General features: G+C 53.4%; 30 protein-coding genes. 17 read left to right on the top strand and 13 right to left on the bottom strand.

Features of this window, described 5'->3' with window-relative positions; genetic code table 11:
* Positions 1-32: 32 nt before the first annotated feature.
* The 4 genes from PYRFU_RS10490 (at position 33) to PYRFU_RS10000 (ending at position 2,447) form a co-directional block, all read left to right on the top strand.
* Positions 33-182, top strand: coding sequence for a hypothetical protein (locus tag PYRFU_RS10490; RefSeq protein ID WP_167827861.1), 150 nt, complete (start codon positions 33-35; stop codon positions 180-182).
* Positions 183-1,453: 1,271 nt separating this feature from the next.
* On the top strand, positions 1,454-1,774 hold the full coding sequence (locus PYRFU_RS05840) for a hypothetical protein (RefSeq protein WP_048191712.1): 321 nt from the start codon (positions 1,454-1,456) through the stop codon (positions 1,772-1,774).
* Positions 1,775-1,810: 36 nt separating this feature from the next.
* Positions 1,811-2,047 carry a hypothetical protein gene (locus PYRFU_RS05835; protein ID WP_167827860.1) on the top strand — a complete coding sequence of 79 codons (237 nt, stop codon included), beginning with the start codon at positions 1,811-1,813 and terminating at the stop codon, positions 2,045-2,047.
* A 13-nt stretch (positions 2,048-2,060) separates the two neighbouring features.
* The gene (locus tag PYRFU_RS10000; protein WP_014026719.1) at positions 2,061-2,447 is read left to right on the top strand and encodes a toxin-antitoxin system TumE family protein; all 387 of its coding nucleotides are present in this window, start codon (positions 2,061-2,063) and stop codon (positions 2,445-2,447) included.
* A gap of 504 nt (positions 2,448-2,951) precedes the next feature.
* Here PYRFU_RS10000 and PYRFU_RS05825 read toward each other — a convergent pair.
* The 5 genes from PYRFU_RS05825 to PYRFU_RS05805 all read right to left on the bottom strand — a co-directional run bounded on the left by PYRFU_RS05825 (position 2,952) and on the right by PYRFU_RS05805 (position 5,263).
* Complete coding sequence (locus PYRFU_RS05825) at positions 2,952-3,236, bottom strand: DUF433 domain-containing protein (protein ID WP_014026717.1); 285 nt, start codon at positions 3,234-3,236, stop codon at positions 2,952-2,954.
* 798 nt (positions 3,237-4,034) lie between these two features.
* Positions 4,035-4,442, bottom strand: a complete 408-nt coding sequence (locus PYRFU_RS05820; protein WP_014026716.1) for a type II toxin-antitoxin system VapC family toxin — start codon at positions 4,440-4,442, stop codon at positions 4,035-4,037.
* Positions 4,433-4,690: an AbrB/MazE/SpoVT family DNA-binding domain-containing protein gene (locus PYRFU_RS05815; RefSeq protein WP_167827859.1), complete on the bottom strand. Its 258-nt coding sequence runs from the start codon at positions 4,688-4,690 to the stop codon at positions 4,433-4,435. Before PYRFU_RS05815 ends, PYRFU_RS05820 begins: the two co-directional genes overlap by 10 nt.
* A gap of 59 nt (positions 4,691-4,749) precedes the next feature.
* Complete coding sequence (locus tag PYRFU_RS05810) at positions 4,750-5,112, bottom strand: hypothetical protein (RefSeq protein ID WP_014026714.1); 363 nt, start codon at positions 5,110-5,112, stop codon at positions 4,750-4,752.
* The gene (locus PYRFU_RS05805) at positions 5,090-5,263 is read right to left on the bottom strand and encodes a hypothetical protein (protein WP_167827858.1); all 174 of its coding nucleotides are present in this window, start codon (positions 5,261-5,263) and stop codon (positions 5,090-5,092) included. Before PYRFU_RS05805 ends, PYRFU_RS05810 begins: the two co-directional genes overlap by 23 nt.
* 641 nt (positions 5,264-5,904) lie before the next feature.
* On the opposite strand from PYRFU_RS05805, the gene PYRFU_RS05800 reads away from it, so the two are divergent.
* Genes PYRFU_RS05800 through PYRFU_RS10480 form a run of 3 tightly spaced genes read left to right on the top strand, consistent with a single transcriptional unit; the run spans position 5,905 to position 6,452 of the window.
* A complete protein-coding gene (locus PYRFU_RS05800; protein WP_048191708.1) occupies positions 5,905-6,156 on the top strand; it encodes an AbrB/MazE/SpoVT family DNA-binding domain-containing protein in 252 nt (83 codons plus the stop codon).
* Entirely contained in the window at positions 6,134-6,328 is a 195-nt protein-coding gene (locus PYRFU_RS05795) for a PIN domain-containing protein (RefSeq protein WP_014026710.1), read from the top strand. Before PYRFU_RS05800 ends, PYRFU_RS05795 begins: the two co-directional genes overlap by 23 nt.
* Entirely contained in the window at positions 6,291-6,452 is a 162-nt protein-coding gene (locus tag PYRFU_RS10480; RefSeq protein ID WP_014026709.1) for a hypothetical protein, read from the top strand. Before PYRFU_RS05795 ends, PYRFU_RS10480 begins: the two co-directional genes overlap by 38 nt.
* A gap of 154 nt (positions 6,453-6,606) precedes the next feature.
* Here the strand turns inward: PYRFU_RS10480 and PYRFU_RS05790 are convergent, their stop codons facing one another.
* From PYRFU_RS05790 to PYRFU_RS05770, 5 genes are all read right to left on the bottom strand, one after another.
* Positions 6,607-6,876 (bottom strand): hypothetical protein, encoded by a 270-nt coding sequence (locus PYRFU_RS05790; RefSeq protein ID WP_014026708.1) that lies wholly within the window; start codon positions 6,874-6,876, stop codon positions 6,607-6,609.
* Positions 6,867-7,364, bottom strand: a complete 498-nt coding sequence (locus PYRFU_RS05785) for a type II toxin-antitoxin system VapC family toxin (protein WP_014026707.1) — start codon at positions 7,362-7,364, stop codon at positions 6,867-6,869. The genes PYRFU_RS05790 and PYRFU_RS05785 overlap by 10 nt, the downstream gene beginning before the upstream one ends.
* Positions 7,351-7,491: a hypothetical protein gene (locus tag PYRFU_RS10475; RefSeq protein ID WP_014026706.1), complete on the bottom strand. Its 141-nt coding sequence runs from the start codon at positions 7,489-7,491 to the stop codon at positions 7,351-7,353. The genes PYRFU_RS05785 and PYRFU_RS10475 overlap by 14 nt, the downstream gene beginning before the upstream one ends.
* A gap of 399 nt (positions 7,492-7,890) precedes the next feature.
* A complete protein-coding gene (locus PYRFU_RS05780; RefSeq protein WP_014026705.1) occupies positions 7,891-8,169 on the bottom strand; it encodes a UPF0175 family protein in 279 nt (92 codons plus the stop codon).
* A 514-nt stretch (positions 8,170-8,683) separates the two neighbouring features.
* Positions 8,684-9,367, bottom strand: coding sequence for a PD-(D/E)XK nuclease family protein (locus PYRFU_RS05770; RefSeq protein WP_014026704.1), 684 nt, complete (start codon positions 9,365-9,367; stop codon positions 8,684-8,686).
* A gap of 219 nt (positions 9,368-9,586) precedes the next feature.
* Between PYRFU_RS05770 and PYRFU_RS10675 the strand changes: the two genes are divergently transcribed.
* The 5 genes from PYRFU_RS10675 to PYRFU_RS05760 all read left to right on the top strand — a co-directional run bounded on the left by PYRFU_RS10675 (position 9,587) and on the right by PYRFU_RS05760 (position 11,384).
* Positions 9,587-9,736 carry a HEPN domain-containing protein gene (locus PYRFU_RS10675; RefSeq protein WP_083818541.1) on the top strand — a complete coding sequence of 50 codons (150 nt, stop codon included), beginning with the start codon at positions 9,587-9,589 and terminating at the stop codon, positions 9,734-9,736.
* The gene (locus PYRFU_RS10215; RefSeq protein WP_083818540.1) at positions 9,694-9,933 is read left to right on the top strand and encodes a HEPN domain-containing protein; all 240 of its coding nucleotides are present in this window, start codon (positions 9,694-9,696) and stop codon (positions 9,931-9,933) included. Before PYRFU_RS10675 ends, PYRFU_RS10215 begins: the two co-directional genes overlap by 43 nt.
* Complete coding sequence (locus tag PYRFU_RS05765; RefSeq protein WP_244403828.1) at positions 9,920-10,210, top strand: nucleotidyltransferase domain-containing protein; 291 nt, start codon at positions 9,920-9,922, stop codon at positions 10,208-10,210. The genes PYRFU_RS10215 and PYRFU_RS05765 overlap by 14 nt, the downstream gene beginning before the upstream one ends.
* 3 nt (positions 10,211-10,213) lie before the next feature.
* A complete protein-coding gene (locus PYRFU_RS10470; protein ID WP_167827857.1) occupies positions 10,214-10,357 on the top strand; it encodes a hypothetical protein in 144 nt (47 codons plus the stop codon).
* A 151-nt stretch (positions 10,358-10,508) separates the two neighbouring features.
* A complete protein-coding gene (locus PYRFU_RS05760; protein ID WP_048191705.1) occupies positions 10,509-11,384 on the top strand; it encodes a hypothetical protein in 876 nt (291 codons plus the stop codon).
* Between the two features lie 78 nt (positions 11,385-11,462).
* On the opposite strand, the gene PYRFU_RS05755 is transcribed toward PYRFU_RS05760, so the two are convergent.
* The 3 genes from PYRFU_RS05755 to PYRFU_RS05745 all read right to left on the bottom strand — a co-directional run bounded on the left by PYRFU_RS05755 (position 11,463) and on the right by PYRFU_RS05745 (position 15,206).
* On the bottom strand, positions 11,463-12,692 hold the full coding sequence (locus PYRFU_RS05755) for an ATP-binding protein (protein WP_048191703.1): 1,230 nt from the start codon (positions 12,690-12,692) through the stop codon (positions 11,463-11,465).
* 586 nt (positions 12,693-13,278) lie between these two features.
* Complete coding sequence (locus tag PYRFU_RS05750) at positions 13,279-14,565, bottom strand: protein kinase domain-containing protein (protein ID WP_014026701.1); 1,287 nt, start codon at positions 14,563-14,565, stop codon at positions 13,279-13,281.
* Positions 14,566-14,585: 20 nt separating this feature from the next.
* Positions 14,586-15,206, bottom strand: coding sequence for a hypothetical protein (locus tag PYRFU_RS05745; protein WP_167827856.1), 621 nt, complete (start codon positions 15,204-15,206; stop codon positions 14,586-14,588).
* A 115-nt stretch (positions 15,207-15,321) separates the two neighbouring features.
* Here PYRFU_RS05745 and PYRFU_RS10745 point away from each other — a divergent pair, with 115 nt between their 5' ends.
* From PYRFU_RS10745 to PYRFU_RS05720, 5 genes are read left to right on the top strand one after another with little or no spacing between them, the layout of a single operon-like run.
* On the top strand, positions 15,322-15,804 hold the full coding sequence (locus PYRFU_RS10745) for a zinc ribbon domain-containing protein (protein WP_014026699.1): 483 nt from the start codon (positions 15,322-15,324) through the stop codon (positions 15,802-15,804).
* A gap of 13 nt (positions 15,805-15,817) precedes the next feature.
* Positions 15,818-16,516, top strand: coding sequence for a zinc-ribbon domain-containing protein (locus tag PYRFU_RS10610; RefSeq protein WP_014026698.1), 699 nt, complete (start codon positions 15,818-15,820; stop codon positions 16,514-16,516).
* Between the two features lie 13 nt (positions 16,517-16,529).
* Positions 16,530-17,015: a hypothetical protein gene (locus tag PYRFU_RS05730; protein ID WP_014026697.1), complete on the top strand. Its 486-nt coding sequence runs from the start codon at positions 16,530-16,532 to the stop codon at positions 17,013-17,015.
* Positions 17,012-17,935, top strand: a complete 924-nt coding sequence (locus PYRFU_RS05725) for a PP2C family protein-serine/threonine phosphatase (RefSeq protein WP_048191699.1) — start codon at positions 17,012-17,014, stop codon at positions 17,933-17,935. Before PYRFU_RS05730 ends, PYRFU_RS05725 begins: the two co-directional genes overlap by 4 nt.
* Positions 17,922-19,019: a protein kinase domain-containing protein gene (locus PYRFU_RS05720; protein WP_014026695.1), complete on the top strand. Its 1,098-nt coding sequence runs from the start codon at positions 17,922-17,924 to the stop codon at positions 19,017-19,019. Before PYRFU_RS05725 ends, PYRFU_RS05720 begins: the two co-directional genes overlap by 14 nt.
* The last annotated feature ends 15 nt before the right edge of the window (positions 19,020-19,034 follow it).

The raw sequence follows: 19,034 nt of genomic DNA, 5'->3' as shown, positions 1-19,034 counted from the left end.
CTCTGCGTTTCTGTTTGCGTGGGTGTATAGTGTTGTCTGAGGTTCTGGGTATGCGTGTGCCTGGGGAGTTGAAGAGGAGGATGGTTGCTCTATGCGGCGTGGTTGGCCGGAGGAGGGAGATCATAGCGTTCCTTGAGGAGCGTGTGGGGTACCATGAGAGTCTTGGGGTCTGCGTGGGGTAGAGGAGGTGCTCGGGGGTCATCCCGTCCTCCCGCGTGGCACTGTGGAGTCGATAGGCGGGGGAGGATCGTGGTAGTGGTTGACGCGTCTCTCGGTGTGTCTCGTGCCCCGCGGGGATCCGCGGGGGAGGGAGGAGGCTGGGCAGTTGAGACTGGCGTCACTGTGTACGGCGCGTTGCGCGTAGCGCCGGTGGCTGGGGAGGAGCCCTCTCTAGCTAGTAGCCCTGGAAGGCACCCACCTGGATAATCTGCTATTGGGGCTCGGGTCTACGAATCTGGCGGGCCCGTTGTGAGAGTGCTACAGGTGCTGGCAAGGCGTTGAGTGTGGCGGGCATAGGTCTTCTTGCCATGCTTGTCTGGCTCGCCGGGTTCATCGTTTATATGCGGGTGTTTCTGTAGTTGACGGGAGATTGTAACATCTATACGATACAAAGCGTTGTTCGAAGGGTGGTTCTTTACGCAGCTAGAGGTTGTTCTCCGTGGGTTAAATACCCTTAACAACCTGGATACTGTGGAGCGGATGTGACGTGCGTGTGAGGTTTGTTGTCTTGCGTGAAGAGGACATGTATGTGGCTAAGGAGGTTGTTACGGGGTTGCGAGTCAGGGTAGGACCATTGAGGAGGCTCTCGGGAATCTCCGGGAGGCGTTAGAGTTGTACCTGGGGGAGGTTACCGAGGCTCTGGGAAGGCTGGGGCAGATTAGTAGAGACATCGTGGGTGTACTAGAAGTTGAGGTGGGGACCCACATGGCTGCCGGGACGTGAGGTAATCGAGATGCTGGGTTGGGGCTCGGGTTCACTGTGGGAGGGCGACGTGGAAGAGCCGCGTTGTACTGGTAAAGCAGGCTGAAGGCAGGAAGTTCGTAACAGTTGTACCACTGCACTCGGAGCTGAAGCCCGGCGCCCTCCTTGGTGTTCTCGGGTTGACGGGGGTAATCAGTGAGGAGTTCATAAAAGCGTATGAGGAAGACTGCTAGAAGGGATTGTGCCTCGTGAGAGTGTAGGAGTTCATTGTTGATCTACATAATCGTACTCTAAGCATAGCGGGAATAGAGTGGAGACTCTGAGTATCGTTGCCTAACCTCTAGCTTAATGTTTTAAGGTGAGAGTGGAGCTGCCAGCTGATTTCTGAGCTCGTGACTACCCGTTTACCACTATAAACAAAGTGTTTTACGGAAGAATATGGATTTGAAACACCCCTGCAGAGCGTGTCGTCAGGGTAGGCAACCATGCTTGAGGAGTTAAAACCAATAGCCGGGAGTTGATTCTTGTACCATTGTGCAACGGACACACATTAAGCTTCTCAGGGCAGAGGAGCATACCCGCGAGGAGTATATCGGCTAAAGCCGCTAGCATTGTTAAGGTCATACACGATAGCGGCTTGGAGAAGGCGCTGAAGAAGCTGGAACTCTATGAGATACTAGTCAGAGGAGGTCTGGAAGTGCGCCATTTGCGGGCGCTCATTGACCCCCTGGGAATCTGGGGAGGGTTGTATCGCGAGAACAGCGAGGTAAAGCTGGTCTGCGATAGTATGGTGCGCCTAGTAGAGGCTGCAGAAAGAGTTTTCGTGTCACGGGTAACCGAATTAAAAATCTAGCTAGATAAGTGGGTGGTGGTGAGAGGGTTGGAGTCTATGCTAAAACTTGTGGAGGAGCTTGTGTCGAGGAGACGCTGGCTGCTGAACGAGATTAAGAAGTTTGAGGAAAAATACGGCATGGACAGTAGCGACTTCTATGAGAAGTGGAGTAAAGGGCTACTACCAGAGCCTCTAGACCCGGAGATACACGGTGATTTCATGATATGGTATGGCCTCATAGAGGAACTATACAGAGTCGAGGAAGAACTAAGGAAGAGGCTTAAGCCGAGGTAGTGAGGAGAAGACAATGAGGATAAAGCTTAGTGATAGAGTAGCTTATGTCACAAGCAAGCTACGGGAACTAGGATTTACCAACATAACCCTTATATCGTATAAACCCGGATTATCGGGTTTCGACGGCTACTATAAGTTAAGAGCGGTAAAACGTCAATGCAAGGTTTTCGTATCGGAACTCATCATCCAAGGACGGGTAACTAAGTATTCGTATACACTACTTTATAACGATGAGGTTGTTTTAAGATACGATAATGCACCTCATTATCACAATATTATGACCTTCCCACACCACAAGCATGAATACGAACAGGTAAAACCTCTCCATGACCACTCAATAGATGCGTTTATTGAGGAGATAAGGAACTGGGTGAAGCAGTGCCAGCTTGGAACCGGATAGTATTATGTGTACGAGTTGGGAAAGTGGAGCCGCTGGCGGGATTCGAACCCGCGACCACTGGTTAGGGAAGGCTGGATTCCCTTCATCTCCGACTATCATGATGTATCATAGCATCGAGATTTCTGTGCGGTGAGCTGCTAGGAAACTTGCTCGTCTTATAGCTCCTATGGCGCTATTGGTCGTCTCCTTATCCGTGTATCAGTCACTATTACTATGTGGCCATAGAGTTGCCTCCGAGGCTTGATGCTTCAAATCGCTTTAATCTTGTTAGGTATTCTCGGGTCTCTCAACCTTAGGATGATTACCCCGGGCGGGTTGTATGCAGAGGCGAGATACCCGGAACCCCATCCATAGTCACTATTATCTTGCCATGTCTAACGGCTGTCTCGTTGACATCCTTGTCAGGGGGCTCATCTACGCTCCACTGGTATAGATTGTACGTGGTACCCCCGCCTCTTCAGCTCATAGTAGACTTTAAGCCCCATACCCTCGTCAAGGAGGATTCTAAGCTCTCGTCTCAATCATTATCTCCTCTCTACCGAGGACCCTGGCTGCATAGAGCAGCGCCGCCCGGACATCCTCGAGGCTTATGTTGTAGTCCTCAGCCATCTCCTCCGGTTTCATGCCAGCGGCTAGCAGCTCAAGTATCATGTCAACGGTGCTCCTTGTACCCCTAATAACGGGCTTCCCGGCCATGATCTTAGGGTCGACGACTATTCTCTTGAGCAGCTCGTCCACTACAACCGCCCCACTATCACCCGCTATAATAACCCTAATAGTCGTTACCATCGCCTACTCTATTTGACGGGCCACAAGTGTTACTATATTCGGCTAGTCCCAGGGATCGGATTGTCTTCACGCACGGCGCACATGACCATCTTAGTGTGACCCGCCTCGTGACGCTGGGCCTGTACTGTCTTCGTCTCACGGTGGACGCCACTTATCGCGGAGGATGTGGGGTATATCCTCGGTTGGGTGAAGGTACTGACGCCCATCTAATAAACAAGCTTAAGGCTACAGGCATGCCCATAAACGTGATAAGGACTTGAACGAGCATCATGTACAACTAGGTATTCCCCGCGACTTTCCTCAAGTATCATGTGGGGTGATGCAAGAGGCTTAGGGCTCTATGTAAAGTGAAGGAGGTGCTCAAGAATCATCTTGTCCTCCGCGTGACGCCGACACGCGCTTGTCATCTGGACCACCCTCTTTGCCATGTTGACTGTACACGTGTCAATGTCGGCTATACATTGCGCCTCGACATTTAATCCGTGGAGTTGCGTCGCGGTTGGAGAGTAAGAGGTCTAGAGGCTACTCCCTCTTCACAAAAGCAGCTATAAAGGTAACTATACTGGCCTTGTTTAGCAACGCCCGAGCCACGAGCCTCTAGGGTTTATAGGACGGTACACTGATATGTTAGCCCGCATCTTGTAGTGTAGTTTGTGGCGTCCATTAACCGTCCTTCAGGCTTGAGGGGTCGCGGCGCGCATGATGTTTTAAGCCGCTCGGCTGGGACGGTATAGGTCTGGATGTCGTTTCCTCCTTTCCGCCCTACAGTCGCCTAGGGTGGGAAGCCGCCGTCCCGGTCTATGCTAGGCTCGATGGGTGGATGTATTTCAGCTCTTTAACCCTCCTGTAGATCTCGTCGTAGCTTGCTAGGGGTTCGCCAGCCGCTATGGCTACTGCTGCATGTAGAGAGTCGAAGTGTGTGAGGGTGTATTTCCTTCGAAGCTCCCAGGCTATCGCGAGGTGCACGGGGTTTGGCTCTACCAGGCTTATGCCGTAGAACTCTAGGAGTTTCGAGAGGCTCTCATAGTAGGCTGGGAGGTTGACGATCAGCCTGCCGGATTTGACTAGCAGGTCGAGCTCTATCAGCGTGTATGGCGAGAGTTTCAGCTTGCCAGCGTTCCTCCGCAGTATCCTCACAGCCTCGTCGTGTCGCGCGTCGCTCGCGGACGAGACAGCTACTATAAAGTCGGTTTCGACTATGACCACCTGCCCTCCACCTCTCGAAGCGCCTCCCTCTCGGCAACCCTCCTAAGACCGCGTATCTCGCGAGCCACGTCACTAGTCCCTTTCACGACGTTAGCCGTCAGCTCCTCCAGGGGGTCGTTGACGGGGATCAGTATGAGCCTATCCTTCTCCACCCTAAGCTTGACCAGGCTCCTGATCCCAAGCTTCTCCCTAACCTCCTTAGGTATGAGGATCCTACCCTTCCCATCCACCCTGCATACCACCTCCACCATCCCACCCCATGTTTGTGGGACGATGGGAAGGGTAAAGAACCCAGCCTAGGCTGGGCTCAAGACCCCGCGATCACAGAGTCCCAGAGCAACGACCCTAGACGACGCCCCCAACGCCCCTCTATGCTACGGGCACATGGCCTCTGGCTGCCCCCGGCAGCCCCCTCAGGGACCAGCCAACGGCCAGGCACTCTATCCTGGGCGTTAATCTTAGCATGTGGAGTATGAACTTTGTAATGTCTAATCTCTCGCTTAGCGAAGTAAAGTGTTCCGACAACAGCCTCAGTAGTTATGAAATCGTACTTACATTCGCACAACACCCTATACGCTAGGTTTACAGTCTCATCGCAGAAGTGTACACTGAGAGTACATGCAACAAGCTTGAACAAGACTTTAGTATCAAGAACTGCGACTGGCTTCAACCGGTGCCGCCTCGAGCACCTCGCCCGTCACAGCATCTACTAGGAAGCGGTGAGTTGTTATAGTAAGTCCACCCTTATCCTTCAACGTGGGAAGCCTAACCAAAACCTCATAGGCGTGGCGCTCGCCAAGCTTAACCTTGCATATGCTCACAACCAGCATAAGATCAGATATAATCTCGCCTAGAACCCCCGAGTACGTAGAAACTCACGGACCTTACCAACAGCCTCAGGGGGCAGAAATACGAGCGGCTCCTCCAGACACTCCTTAACGCCCAGAGAGAAACGCCATAAAAGCGAGCATAAACTTACCCCGCCACCCGCAAACCTCAAAACTTTCAACAGGACTCGATTTCCGCCCCGGATAGTGATGCTTCTCCTCACAGCGCTCATCTTCGTCCTCTCAAGCCTGCCTGACGAGAGCCCTCTCTAGAGCATTAAAGCGCAGATCAACCCATAGAGGATTGTGAAACACACCCGGTGCTACAGGGTGGCGGGGACCCCAGGGATGGGGCATTAGCGTCCATGGCTGCGATCCCCGTATTTTTCTCCGCAGTTCTGCTGGTAGCCGCGAAGGGCAAAACAACCTATTACATGCTGGTGTGGCCTGGGAGGCTCTCCACAAGAGCTTTGTGGGTTGTTCGTCCTCCGGGGCTAGAGCATGTGCTTTGCAGCGTTACCAGTCGTCGCGGTGTAGGCTGAGAGGGGTGTTGCGAGCCTGGGTTGAGGGGCTGTGTTCCCAGACGATGGGCTAAACTCAAGGCTCGTGCCTATTTCCATCTCTGGGTGTGGGGCTTGACCCTCGAGGCTAGGGTAAGGGTGTCGAAGAAATACACGATATATCTGCCGAAGGCGCTTGCCGAGGCTGTTGGGGTGCGTGAGGGCAGCTATGTGAGGTTGCGTGTCGAGGGCTCGAGGATAATACTCGAGCCAGAGCCTGATCCGTTCACCTACGCTCTCCGCGGCCCCAAGTACGCCGAGACAACGTTCGAGGAGTTTGAGAGGGAGTCGGAGGAGATGCAGCGTGAGCTCCTCAAAGAAGCTTAGGATTCTCCTTGACACAACCTATCTTCTCCCCATGGTCGGCGTCCGGGTTAGAGGAGTTGAGCCTACCCCCGAGGTGCTTCAGAGGCTATGGGAGAGGGGCGTGCTCGAAGCCTACTACACGCCGTTCAACATCCTTGAACTCCTGGGCAAAGTGTCTAGGCTCGATCAGTAGCGGCTTCTATGGGAAGCGGGGTAGGGGGCTACTACCAGGGCCTCTAGACCCGGAGATACACGGCGATTTCATGATATGGTATGGCCTCATAGAGGAACTATGCAGGGTTAGGGGAGAGTTTTGAGGAGGCATAAGCTGGGGTAGTGAGAGGACAGTGGCGACGAAGCTTTTTGTGATAGAGTGGTTTGCGTTGCATGTAAGCTGCGGAGGGCTAGTATTTACCGGTGTGGCCCTCACTGTGGGTGCATGTCAGGGCGAGGAAGATCTGTGCGGTGGCCCTAGAGTCCATGTTCTCGGCTTTTGCAGTGCTCGGGTGGCTCTCTGCATATCTTCGCGTCTACCCCGATTCTGTGGGCTATGTGGCACATCTCGCGGAGCACGTTGCACGGGTGGCGGCGAGCCATTATAGCGTCGTCCATTAGCCTGTCGAGCTTCTCCCTCAGCCGTCCGTCGGCTCTACGCTTGAGCCTGAGGTACAGTAGGAAGAGAGGTGCCATCACCCTACGGTCAAAATCCTCTATCTCGTATATAGCGTCTGCTAGCTCCACTCACACTCCCCGGTTAACGCGGGTAGAGGGATGTATATGAAGGGTTTCACAGCGACACTCTTCTCGTGGCCGCGCTGTCCGATTCTACACACAGGCCTTGCTATCGAGGCGTAGAAGGACGCCAGGCTGTAATCACCAGTGACCAGTATCGCCGTATTCTCCCTCGCCGCTAGCGCTATCAAAACGTCGTTCAAGCCAAGCCTCTTCACACTCCTAGCGTATCTCCCCGCCATACTCCGCAGCGAGGACTCTGGCGGCCCGCACCTTGACACCCCAAGCTCCGCAAGCACTGTTGTTGCACGCGCCTCGACCGAGGGTCCCCTAACAACCCGTATCTCTCGAAGCGAGACCTCATGGTAGCAGACGCTACACCCTTTCCTCTTCACCATAAAGTGGATGAACGAGGCGAGGCTTTGACGAACACCCTTATCGCGCCCAATCAATGCTATTATGATGTTCGTGTCGAGTAGAAGCTTACAGCTCCACATTCTCACTCACCTCTTCCAGACTCTTCTCCAACTCTTTGACACCAGCGGGCCTCCGCTCTCTGTCCACTCTAGTCGCAACTTGGAGAGCCGCATCCTTGCGCTGGGCGGCTGGTCGGTGCTCCCTCAACTACTCTCTGTATCACGTTGAACCGGTTATCGTGTTCCGACAGCTACCCTAAGCCAGGAGCAGTCGTAATCGTAATACGTAATATCAATACAAGTTGTAATTCGTTATTCAGGTGTGGGTAACTATGACATCTACTAAATATAAGTACACTGTTCTTATAGCAAGGCTATTGTTTTTAAGATGCAGCAACGCGCTTTACATAATCACCATATTATTACGAACGTCTGCACTCTATAAATGTGAATACGAACAAGCTAAACCTCCCCATGATTACTCAATAGATGCGTTTATCGAGGAGAATTAAGGAACTAGGCGAGACAGTATGAACTCGGAACTTAATAGTATTACGTGTACAAGCTAGGATTTGAAACAACAACCAGTTCTTCTTTTCTGTCACCACTATTTCCCTGATTCCCTTGCAAGCCTCCTGGCAACCTCCAAGTCTTCTCTTAGCTCTTCTTCGCCGTAGCGCATGGGTATCCCCTCCTTGGCTAGCAGTTCTAAGAAACTCCATTTAGATAGCCCTGCTATCCTCCTAGCCTGACCTAGTGAAGCTATGCCCTTCTCATACAATCTCAACGCCAGTTCTATCTTCAATCTCTCCTCGATCTCGCCGGGAGGGACTCGTAGGTTCTCAGGAACCTCGATAACAATGCGCTTTAAGCCAACTCTAGTCACTCTCAACTCCCCCGAGATACTACACTCCCAGAACTATTAGCTCTAGCCACACCGTATTGCCAATAGATAAGAAAACACTATAATTGTTGGGCTCCCGACTTAGCACGAACAACCCACACATAAAGTAACTTGTCACCCGCCCGTCCTACTTATTTATCAAACAAGTAGAACAGAAGCTTATAGAACGCTGGCAGAACACTGGCTTCTGGAACCGGAGGTCCTGGGTTTAAATACCGGTGGGCTCCATACACGTCACTCCATCCTTAGCGTGGTTCTTCGCTTCCGAGATGAATATTAGCATTAGCACGTACTCCACATACTCTACGTAAACCGGTGCCTCAGGGAATTACATTGAGCCATGGTACTCTCTCGAAGCCCTTGTCGAAGGTAAGAATGGTGTCAATATCCCTGACCCCCGGAGACAGCTAAGTGGGGAGCCATAGTGGCGTGCTCGACGGGCCGTAAGCCGGGAATAATGAGTGAGGGTGTGGGGGAGCTGTAGCCCTGTTCAGCCCTATCCGCGTACTATCTCGATGCCTAGCTCTTCAGCCGCGTTTACAGCCTTATCGTCGGCGTAGAATGTGACCATCAGCTTCTTTACTTTTGGTGGTTTCACCCTCTTCGTGTAGAGCTCGCACTTCCGGTTGAACACGTACACGTCGTAGACGTCTATACTCGACTTGACTTCGATCAAGTAATGGGTGTCGTTCTTGACGACAACGTCGATCTCTATGATCCTCGGTCTGCCGAGGACCTCCCCCGCCTCGTCGTACTCCCTCCACTTCTCCACCCTGGCCACGCCGAGATACTCCTGGAGGATCCTGTACAGGGACTCCCGGACAGCATCCTCGGCGTACAGGCCCCACCTTGAGCCCAGCGCCGCGAGGCGATCCCCGAACCTTCTGAGCTCCTCCTGGAGATTCCTAATCACCCTGCTATGCTCGGCCACCTGCTCCTGGAGCTTCACCATCTGCTCTTGAAGTGCTTTGACCTGCTCTTGTAGCGCCCTTATAGCCCTGGTGTGCTCCTCGATCCTCTCCTCGACCTTCAACAGCCTCTCCTCGATCTTCACGAGCCTCTCCAGGATCTCCAGCAGCCCAAGCTCAGCAGCAACAGCACGGCGAAACTCCCAATCACTCCTCAACAACTCCAGAATAGCGCGTTTCAGATCCTCGCGGCTCGTTGTACCCGACGCCATAAGAGACGGCCACTAGGTATACCGCGTAACCCATCGCTTTATGTTTCCATGCAGCACGGGGATATGAGTGGAACACGCGAAGGCCCCGGGGAAACTGTCTCCGCGTCGCTTTAGTCGCGGGGATGGTTCCATCCCTCACCCAGTCTACGGCTTATCATTGAGTATGGGGGTGTGACTCTTGGGCTAGGCAAACGCTCGCATCTATACGGGTGGATCTGGATGGAGGGTTTTTACGACTGGGTGTGTTTCGGGTCGCATCAGGCTGCGGAGCTTGGGCTTAAGGCGTTGCAGCGGGGGCTGGTGTCGAGTAATTCGGGCGTAACCTTCTGGAGTTTTGGAGGAGGGCTTCTCGCCTCTGTCGAGAGCTAGAGCCTCTCTATGAGCGTGTCGCGATGCTGAACAAGCTGTACATCCCGCCGAGGTACCCGGATGGCTGGGCAGCGGGGATAGCGCCCTACGAGAGCTTCACGAGGCGCGACGCTATAGAGGCGTTGGAGTGTGCGGAGAGAGTTGTGGGGGCGGTGGAGGTGTGCGTTCGTGGAGTATGTTCGGGTGCCGAGGAGTAGGCTCGAAGAGTGGCTTAGGATCCTCGAGGAGGTTGAGGGGGCTGCCGCTAGGCTAGCGGCGCGCATTGGCAGGGTCTCTGTGTTGCTCCACGGTAGCTATGCGCGTGGCGACTTCAATCTGTGGAGCGACGTCGACCTCATAATAGTCTCTGAGGTGTTTCGCGGTATACGCCCCCTCGACCGCTACAAGCTCGTGCAGGACGTCCTCCCCGATAAGGTAGAGCCTATCCCGATGACGCCCGAGGAGCTGAGAAGAGCGGTCGAGAAACCAGCGTGAAGAATGGCATTAAGGAGAGGCGTTGTCATCGTGAGAGACGAGCATGGGGTGGAGGAGCTCCTACGCGGCCTGGGCTCCAGGGTGGCCAGGCTAGACGATCTGAGAAGGGTTATACGCGAGTGGATGGCCAGGGCAGTGCCCCTCTAGGCACACGCGGGTGTGGCGGGGTAGCCGGGTCGATGGTTTCGGGGCGCGAGAGGTGATAGGGGCTCGGTGTACCGCGTGGCATCCTCCTTATTGGTGTCAGCAACTTAATCTATACCTTGTCAATGCTATGTCTATGAGGGTGTTCTAGTCTGTGAGTGGATCGCAGAGGGACACTGTGCGCCTGTATATATCGCGGCTTAGGGAGTACATCGAGGAGAGGGGCAACGATACCAGGTTCTCCTTTGTGCTTGTGGAGCTGCCCTTCGTGGTGGGTGCGGCCCTATCCGCGGTTATGCTCGGGCTTCTACTCTTCGCGCTCGTCTTGGGAGCCGTGACGAGTATAGGCACGGGGACGGAGTTCGTCTACATGCATTCCTCTCGTCTCCAGGCGGCTTCGGAGGTCAGGATTGAAGCTACGGCTGGCTTTGCGGCTCTACTTGGGCTCCTAGTGTTCTGGCTTGTGGCGGCTGCCGTAGGCTTCGCCCTGTGGTCGGTGTATGCCGTCTACAAGCTGGTCGCTAGGGAGGTGGACCATAGGCGCCGGGTGGACAGGATATACCAGACTGTGTACGAGTTGTTCACCGAGCTTGGGGTGGATAGGGCTAGGCTCGCGGCGCTCAGGGACCGGGTGGATGACGCTAGGGACGCGTTGTCGGAGCACTCTCCGGGCCTCTGGGCTATAGTATACCTGGTGTTCAGCATCGTGATACTCTACATACTTCACTTCCTGAGCCGCGACCTCTCGAGGCACGAGAGGGTAGAGAGGAGGCTCTACGAGCAGATATACGAGGTGCTCCGCGAGAAGGGCGTCGCGGCCGCAAGACCCCCGATCCTAGAGGGAGAGGCTACACCCGAGAGGCCAACAATACTCTACATCGTCGCCACGTTGTTGACGCTCGGCGTCTTCCTAGCCTACTGGGTCCACGTCGTAAACCGCGACTGGAACAGGCACGTGGCCGCCCACGAGAGGACCGAGAAGTGGCTACTCGAGACGCTAGAGGCGCTAGCGGAGACCACCAGGAGCTAAAGACTAGGATTGGGGGAAGGCTAGGCTACCCAACCAGCCTCGCACCGTGCGTATCTAATGCAAGAAGCCGCCGGGGACCTAGAGGTTCTCGAGGATGCTCTTGGCTGCTCTCGCCTCCTTTATCATCCTCTTCGCGTCCCACACTTCGAGGCTAGTCTCGGGGACTATGCTCTCATCCGGGACTATGAGGATGCGCTTCTCCGCCTCTAGCCTGTAGAGCTTCTCCTCTACCCTCCTTACCTCGTCCCGTGAGAGTCTAGAGACCCACTTGACCTCGGCGACTAGCTCGAGCCTCTTGAAGCGCACGAGCGCGATGTCGACCTCCGGCTCTAGTATCTTCACAGGCTTCAACCCGTAGAGCTGCGCCAGTAGCCTCTCGGCGAACACCTCTACGAGCAGGGGGAGGCGCTGCCTGGCGGCCCTCACCCCGTATTCGAGGGGCGCGGGCACCTCGTAGAAGTCGTATCTCGCCTGGAGGTGGTAGGCGAGGTCGGTTAGGGGCGAGTAGTGGCGGTATATGCTGCCTCTCCTCCTACCCCAAACCTCCAGCCTCTCCAGGAGCCCGACTCTCACCATCACATCCAGGTATTTCGTGACGTGGCTGGGTGAATCCTTCTCTATCAAACCCCTCAAGTAGAGGTAGGATGATATCTCGGTTAGCCTGGTGCGCCCCGCCGCTATAGCCTCGAGTATAGCGTCGAATCTAGCCGTGTAGCGGTGGTCCTCCTCGGTAAGCACCTCGCCGAGAAGCGAACGCGCATACTCCATCCCCGAGGCTACTATGTCACCGAGACTCCTCCCTATCAACACGGGCTCCTGGTAGAAGACGAGATGCTCTATGAGCCTAGCGGGCTCCTCCTCCAGCCCACCCCAACCCGTGTTCAAGAGTTCAAGGGGCGTTAGGAGCCCAACGCGCCGCACGGCAAAGAGGCCCTTGAGAGGCGCCTCCGGCTCCTCCACAAACCTCCTGTAGTAGTGGAGAGTCGAGGTGATGAAAACAAGCTCCTCGCTACACACGCCCGCCTGCACAGCATCGAATATCCTGGGGTCAGCCCGGTGGAACTCATCAAGGATTATCCGCTCGCCGAGCCTACAGAGACGAAGGAAACCCGCAACGTCGAGGGTCTCGTCGTTAACCGGGTCGTATATCGCCCCGCCCCTCCGCACGATAAAAAACTGGTACTCGCGGAGAACCCTCCTAGCGTAGAAGGTCTTCCCCGTCTTCCTCCTACCATATAACAGCCTCCTCCCACCACTCAAAAGAAACCTGGAGAGCCACGGCCTCTCAACTACAACCCTCAACGCCAATCCTCATACCCAGAGTATCATACCCAGGGTATTATACCCAGAGTATCATAGTAGAGGAGCCTCCCTAGGCTCTCCCGATACACGCCACAGAGAAGCTAATGATGTACAGGCCGCCTTCAGTACTATCATCGTTGTCCTAGGAAGCTTTCATCGTATATCCCATGCTTTCTTATCCTCACAGCTTGTACATGCTAGTACATAAGTACACTCAGCCATTATTGTCCCAATGGTATAAAACTAGAGTCATACTCGTACCCAACTTACACTACTACATATGAATAATGCTTCGAGCAATGTCGTAAACTACTGAGCGTACACTCCAATTAAGCCACAAATAAAAGGCGAGTCTGTAGGCTTTCTTCCACATTTCCACCTCATGCTGTCTACAGACATAAGGCACCATCCGCTCTATTTGAGCCATCACGTCGCAATTCGTGCATACAATGCTAGTTTAAATACAAATCCCTGCATGATATAGTCAAGCTTCAATACCGATTTAGTAGCTTATAAATGATGTATAAGCTCGTGAGCAAGTGTTACCACCAACTTCTTAGCTAGAGAGGGTAAGTATCGTTATCCATAGCGTTTAGGCTATAGACGATATAATTTGTGGCCCAGCACGAAACACTGCGATAAGGTAAGGTCCTAGGTTTTGATCGAAACCGAGGGATATCAGTGCTGATTTGCCGAGAGGGAGTGGCTCGCCAACGGGATGACCCTTTATGCATATATGTCCGGTCACCTTCCTTCCCGGCCAAACTATCACCCAGTGTTCGTCGATACCCGGCCTCCACACCGCAGTCCCGTTCAAGCTGCACATATCTTGAATCATCCACTCCTTCCTCAATTCATCCCAGAATATCACTGCATGCACACCCGATATGAAGTTGTTTGGGTCCCTATCCCGGGGTATCTGGATGTGACACGAGCTAGATCTTCCTATGCATACACCACGCTCTTCTATGGTATACTTGTTGCCTAGGAGGATCACCTCCGCGAATCCCACCTCTATGCTCCCACCGCCGATAAGCGTTCTAGCCTCGTCCAGCGTGGCTGGACGTAGACACGGGTCCGGGTCGAGAGCCGCCGCTATCAGTTCAGCCAGCCCCTCTGCTCGCGGAGCAATCCTCTTAATGTCGTGTGGTGCTAGGCGACGCAGCTGCTTCGGGTACCCCCGGAGTATTCTTGCTGGCTCCTTCCTAGCTGCTAGTCTCAGCAAGGTAGCGCCCATGCTCCAGACGTCACTTTGTGGAGAGGCTATCGCGTACTCCATCTGCTCGGGGGCGGTGTACCCACCGGTAGAATAAACATAAACGTCGCCAAGAGTCACGTCGTAAAAGTACTTTGCAGTTGTAAAGTCGATGAGCACCGGACCCCACGGAGCACTCCTAATGTTCCTCGGCTTTATATCACGGTGTATAATGCCCAACTGGTGCATGAAGTACACGGCATCAAGCAGACCACCTACTACCCGCTTACATTCTGACGATAACATACCCATCTCACTGCATGCGATGAAAGATTCGAGGTCATCTCCTTCGACATATTTAGTCATCATCATGAACGTGTGATCCATATCGGTATAATCATGAGGCTGCTCGAAGTACATGTGGAGCCTCGTCTGGGACGCATATTGATATAGCACATAGAGTATCCGGTATGCTATCCTAAGCCTGTTCACCTGCAACTGATAGAGATCCGGGGGTAGATCCGGCCTAGGAACACGAATCACAACATACTCGCCCGTGGCTCTATCTACACCTAGCCATGCACACACCTGACCCCCGCTACCAAGCAGCTTCACAACATGATAGGTGCTCGCAGTACCCTGGATAGGCTCGGCAGGCTTCTGTTCAAGCCGACAGCCGGTCATTTCACTGTCACCCTATGGTTTCAGCGCTGCTCTTCACTACCAAACGAGCCGAAGATCTCTGTCTCGGCCTCACTACTATCATTGCTGCTCGGCACAGCTGGCAGAGACACCGGTTGTCCGCTTAACGTGCTCTCCACCAAGTATTCGGTTCCAGTATTGGGGTCAACCTGGATTCTGTACACCCTCTTCGAACCCCTCTTGAGGAGATACGCGTTTGCCGCTGCGAGAAACTCGTAGATGTTCCTCAACCCAAGCATCTCAACTAGCTTCGCTACTGGTACCGCGCCGGGTGAGCTACTGATGATACGTTCAAGCTCGTTTATCCTCGACTGCACATAATCCAGGTATAGCTTCTCGAAAGCAACTTTCAACGCCGCAACTATCACATACGCGAAAACAGCGTATATCCACCCGTTGAGGATGAGGAGGGCTATGCCCGATACATCGGGTGGCCATTTTAACAATAGGGACGTAAGTAAGTCGAGCCTCGTAAGCATGTTCAACCCGGTTATTATCAAGGAGATTATAATGATGTATCTGAGTATCACCAGTGTATGAGTAGTAACCCTAGCAGCATAGTAGAGGATCGTGGAACGTAGATCGAAGGTTATCTGTACCTCTAGATTGATCTCTGGAGACATTGTTAGAAGTTCCCTGGTCAAAGGGCCCGGTATAACCGACCACCTCCAGCACTACACGCTCCAACATTCATTATATATATGCTCTTTACAGTATTAGTAAATTGGGTGCTAGGCAATGTTAGAGGCTCTAGTAGCGATCTTCATCATAATAGGCATAGTCGTTCTAGGAGTCCTCCTGTACATACTGGTATTGCCTATGATAACGAAGAAGCGCGGGAGAAAGCAAGTGGAGACGGTAGTTGGCAGAACCCAGCCATCGCAGAACAGTGGGGTGCAGCCAGCAACAGGTGGATCTGGTGTACCACGTACGCCGCCCCCTCCGCCACCCCCGACACTCCAGCCTCAACCCCGAGGAGTAGGTGTGCAGCCGCCCACCTCACCGTCAGGCGGTACAGGCGGCGAGACACTGGTAACTCCCATGTCTGGTGCTGTGGGGGGCACCCCGCAACCTCCTAGCATTCCATCTGGTAGCCAAACTATGGTATCGCCGGTAGCACAAGCTAGAGGCACTACCGGAGGGAGGGTATGTAGTAGGTGTGGTACGTTAAACGACCCTAATGCCAAGTATTGTAAGAAGTGTGGTACTCCGTTGGCCTAGAGGGGTGGGATACATGTCCTCGTACCACTTCAATGCGGCTGGTAGAAAACGCTGCCCGGCATGTGGTTATGCAAACCCGCCTGATGCCATCTACTGTCAAAACTGTGGGGCTAGACTAGATGAGACTAGAGTTATGAGCGCGACATTCGCGCAATACTACCAGCGGGGTGGAGACCAGCAAGCACCTCCACCTGCATACTCCTCCTCACAACACACACCACAGACCGTCTCCATGTCACGACCCACAGCCGTATCCTCCAGCGAGACTGTGGTTGCCTCTCTGACCCCCCAGCCGGTGCAACAGCACGGTGTAGGCCGCTCAACGCTGCCAACCACAATGGAGTTGCCAATACCATACCGCCTGATCTTCCCCGATGGTAGGTACATAGAGGTGTACGAGAAGAGCAGAGTGTTCGGTCGTGAGGACTTCGAGGGGCTGATTCCAGAGCCGTACATAAGGTATATCACGAGGAGGGAGAAGGGCGGGCAGTTCCGGATATGGTGCGAGATTCGCGACATTAACACGATAATATGCTACATACGCGACGATTACAGCACAAATCCGACGTTTCTCAACAACCAGCCAATCAAAGGCAGAGGCTGGATACAACTCAAAGATGGCGACGTGATATCGCCAGCGGGGGTCATAAACATCGTCTTTAAGTTTGCGGCCCCCCTAATGCCATCGTCGCAACAGTCTCAACAGCCTTAGAGGTGAGCGGTGGTTGAGCATAGCGGAGAGTGTTCAGCGCCCGGTTGTGCCCATAGCAAGATACTATGGTATTATCTCGGTACTTGGCAAGTTTCTTGGGTATCTTGCTATAGGATTAAAGGCTTTATTCACTATAATGCTAGCTTATAATGCTATTGTGAAGCTGGACGTGTTGACCAGAGCAAATGACGTAATGACCGGCATAAAGGCGTACGTGAATGAGGCTGTGGTGCCTCTTGTCACGCTATTAGCGCTTATATTCGCTATCAAGATACTCGCGAAGATATTTGAGAACGAAGCTAAGGCTGTCGAGGAGCATATACGTGAGAGGCTCATAGGGGAGCTAGTGCTTAGAGGTAGGCTTGATCTCAACGAGGTGAAGGAGAGATACGGCTTCAAGAATGTAAGTAATATACTCAAGCTGCTCCAAGAGGGTCTCGATGAGCTCGGGCTTCGTATGACACTAGACCAGACAGGTAACGAGGTCTACCTCTCATGAGGTGGAGTAGCGTGATGTCGATGCTCCTGGAGACAGCTGCACTCGCACTACCCTGGGTTACACTAGCGACGAGTACACTTACACTAATGGCTGTTAGACGCAGCGTTGCGTCACGCAGCACAGCCCGCTGTATAATTAAGAGCATTCGCGGTGCCAGGCACTACTGGAACGAAGATGAGGCGAGATGTGAACTTGGCCGCATTGACATCGGGAGAGACAAGATAGAGTATGTTATCGCTGCTATAGCTGACGGTGTATCGGGTGGCGGTCTAGGCGCACTAGCATCCAAGGCCGTCATTGACTACTTTCTAAACACAGTGACTTTCTCACTCCCCCAAATCCTTGGTATGGTGGAGGCGCATAGCAAGACCAGAACGTGTGACGCACTAGAGAGAAGACTCAGAGACATATCGATCGCTGTCAGCGGCGTCTTGATGCAAAGTGTTCAGGGGGCAGATGAGACTCTCAAAGCCAAGCTGGCCGAGTACTCTAGGACACTGGGTGTACCCATCTACGCTGCAACCACGCTGACAGGTACACTGATACTATGTGATTACGTATTCCTTGTACACGTTGGTAACACACGTCTATACATACACGATGCCAATAATAAGCTCAAGCTATTGACGCAGGATCACGTAGACCCCATGAATCCCAACGTGGTCACCAATGTCGTTTCAAGCTTACAGGATAGGCGAGCAGAACCTTACTACTCCTACCATAAGGTGAATAGACCCGCTAGAATACTACTTGTTAGCGATGGCATCCATAATTATGTGCATGACGAGGAGTTATCGCGCATAGTGTCAGAGACCAGGGACCCCCACGAGACAGCAGAGCGTATCCTGAGAAGGCTGCTGTCGGGAAGCGGAGGCAGCCCACCGGACGACGCCACAGTCATTATAGTTGAGCTTCCATAGGGTTAAAGACGAGCATCACAACACGCTTCTTAACAGCTGGGAGTACACCATGATGCCAGGGGATATAGAGTCAAGGCTATCGACTCTAGGCTTCCAGCCTCTCAGGTTGCTAAAGAACTCTCGTGGCAGGATGACTCTGCTAGCCCTGTATCAGAATAAACGTGTTATCGTCAAGCTTGGCTGGGGGAGCGGCACTAGCCAAATAACTAACGAGGCGCAAGTGCTGAGCGTATTGCACGATATGCCTATAGTGCCCAGACTGCATACCCGTCTAGACTTAGATGATGTCAAGCTCGTTGCGATAGAGTACATACCCTACAAGAGCCTTAACGCCGTCGGCCGCTTGAACCCCCTTAAGGCTGTCACAGCCGTCTTCTATACACTCGCATCGCTAGTCCATATCCACGGCCGTGGTTTTGCTCATTGCGACCTAAAGCCGGGTAACGTTATACCAGTTCCCAAGCGTGGCATGGTGTTCATCGACTTTGGTGTTGCACGACCTTTTGACGCTGCGGGCTTCGCGGCAGGAACACCAGGGTATACGTGCCCAGAGGCTCTCGGCGGCGAGACCCCCGGCTCTGGCTGCGATCTCTACAGCCTTGCCGGCATATACTACTACTTGGTTACCGGGTTAAGCCCGCCACGCGACCCAAAAGAGTTCGCCAAGGCGCTCTCGTTGGCTCCCGCTCCAAGTAGCCTCTTGGAACTGTTCACACAGCTGGTGCTGGATCCCGAGTATCGTAACAGCCTTGATCCTCTCCAGCTGTTGAAGATTGTTGCATCTTTTAACCCGCAACTGCTAGTCCCTCATATCGTTATAGATGGTGTTTACAAGCCGCTAGGTTACGGCGAGGTAAGCATAGGCTCTAGAGGCGTTATACGTGTTGATGGACGACCAGTGTACCTCGCGGTTAAGAGGCATGTGAGGGGCACAAGTATGTACGCGTATACGGATCTTGTCGTGTTTAGGAGAGGCGAGAAACTCATAGTGAGAAGCGGTGAGAGTATAGACCTAGAGTTTAACGACCTGGTGTTGTTCGACAACCACATACTATACGTATTTATCCTTCCGGAAAGGCCCTAGTAGAGGGTGGTCATC

This window comes from Pyrolobus fumarii 1A, assembly GCF_000223395.1.
GTDB lineage: Archaea > Thermoproteota > Thermoprotei_A > Sulfolobales > Pyrodictiaceae > Pyrolobus > Pyrolobus fumarii.
Note: the sequence above shows the minus strand (reverse complement) of the source record. Positions and strands in the feature narration are given on the sequence as shown.

Excerpts from the sequence above, each read along its gene's own strand:
- PYRFU_RS05825 (WP_014026717.1), bottom strand. The coding sequence starts at position 3,236 with ATGGTAACGACTATTAGGGTTATTATAGCGGGTGATAGTGGGGCGGTT.
- PYRFU_RS10675 (WP_083818541.1), top strand. The coding sequence starts at position 9,587 with ATGGAGGGTTTTTACGACTGGGTGTGTTTCGGGTCGCATCAGGCTGCG.
- PYRFU_RS10470 (WP_167827857.1), top strand. The coding sequence starts at position 10,214 with ATGGCATTAAGGAGAGGCGTTGTCATCGTGAGAGACGAGCATGGGGTG.
- PYRFU_RS05750 (WP_014026701.1), bottom strand. The coding sequence starts at position 14,565 with ATGACCGGCTGTCGGCTTGAACAGAAGCCTGCCGAGCCTATCCAGGGT.
- PYRFU_RS10000 (WP_014026719.1), top strand. The coding sequence starts at position 2,061 with ATGAGGATAAAGCTTAGTGATAGAGTAGCTTATGTCACAAGCAAGCTA.
- PYRFU_RS10610 (WP_014026698.1), top strand. The coding sequence starts at position 15,818 with ATGTCCTCGTACCACTTCAATGCGGCTGGTAGAAAACGCTGCCCGGCA.
- PYRFU_RS05745 (WP_167827856.1), bottom strand. The coding sequence starts at position 15,206 with ATGTCTCCAGAGATCAATCTAGAGGTACAGATAACCTTCGATCTACGT.
- PYRFU_RS05725 (WP_048191699.1), top strand. The coding sequence starts at position 17,012 with ATGAGGTGGAGTAGCGTGATGTCGATGCTCCTGGAGACAGCTGCACTC.
- PYRFU_RS05770 (WP_014026704.1), bottom strand. The coding sequence starts at position 9,367 with ATGGCGTCGGGTACAACGAGCCGCGAGGATCTGAAACGCGCTATTCTG.
- PYRFU_RS10745 (WP_014026699.1), top strand. The coding sequence starts at position 15,322 with ATGTTAGAGGCTCTAGTAGCGATCTTCATCATAATAGGCATAGTCGTT.
- PYRFU_RS05785 (WP_014026707.1), bottom strand. The coding sequence starts at position 7,364 with ATGTGGAGCTGTAAGCTTCTACTCGACACGAACATCATAATAGCATTG.
- PYRFU_RS05835 (WP_167827860.1), top strand. The coding sequence starts at position 1,811 with ATGCTAAAACTTGTGGAGGAGCTTGTGTCGAGGAGACGCTGGCTGCTG.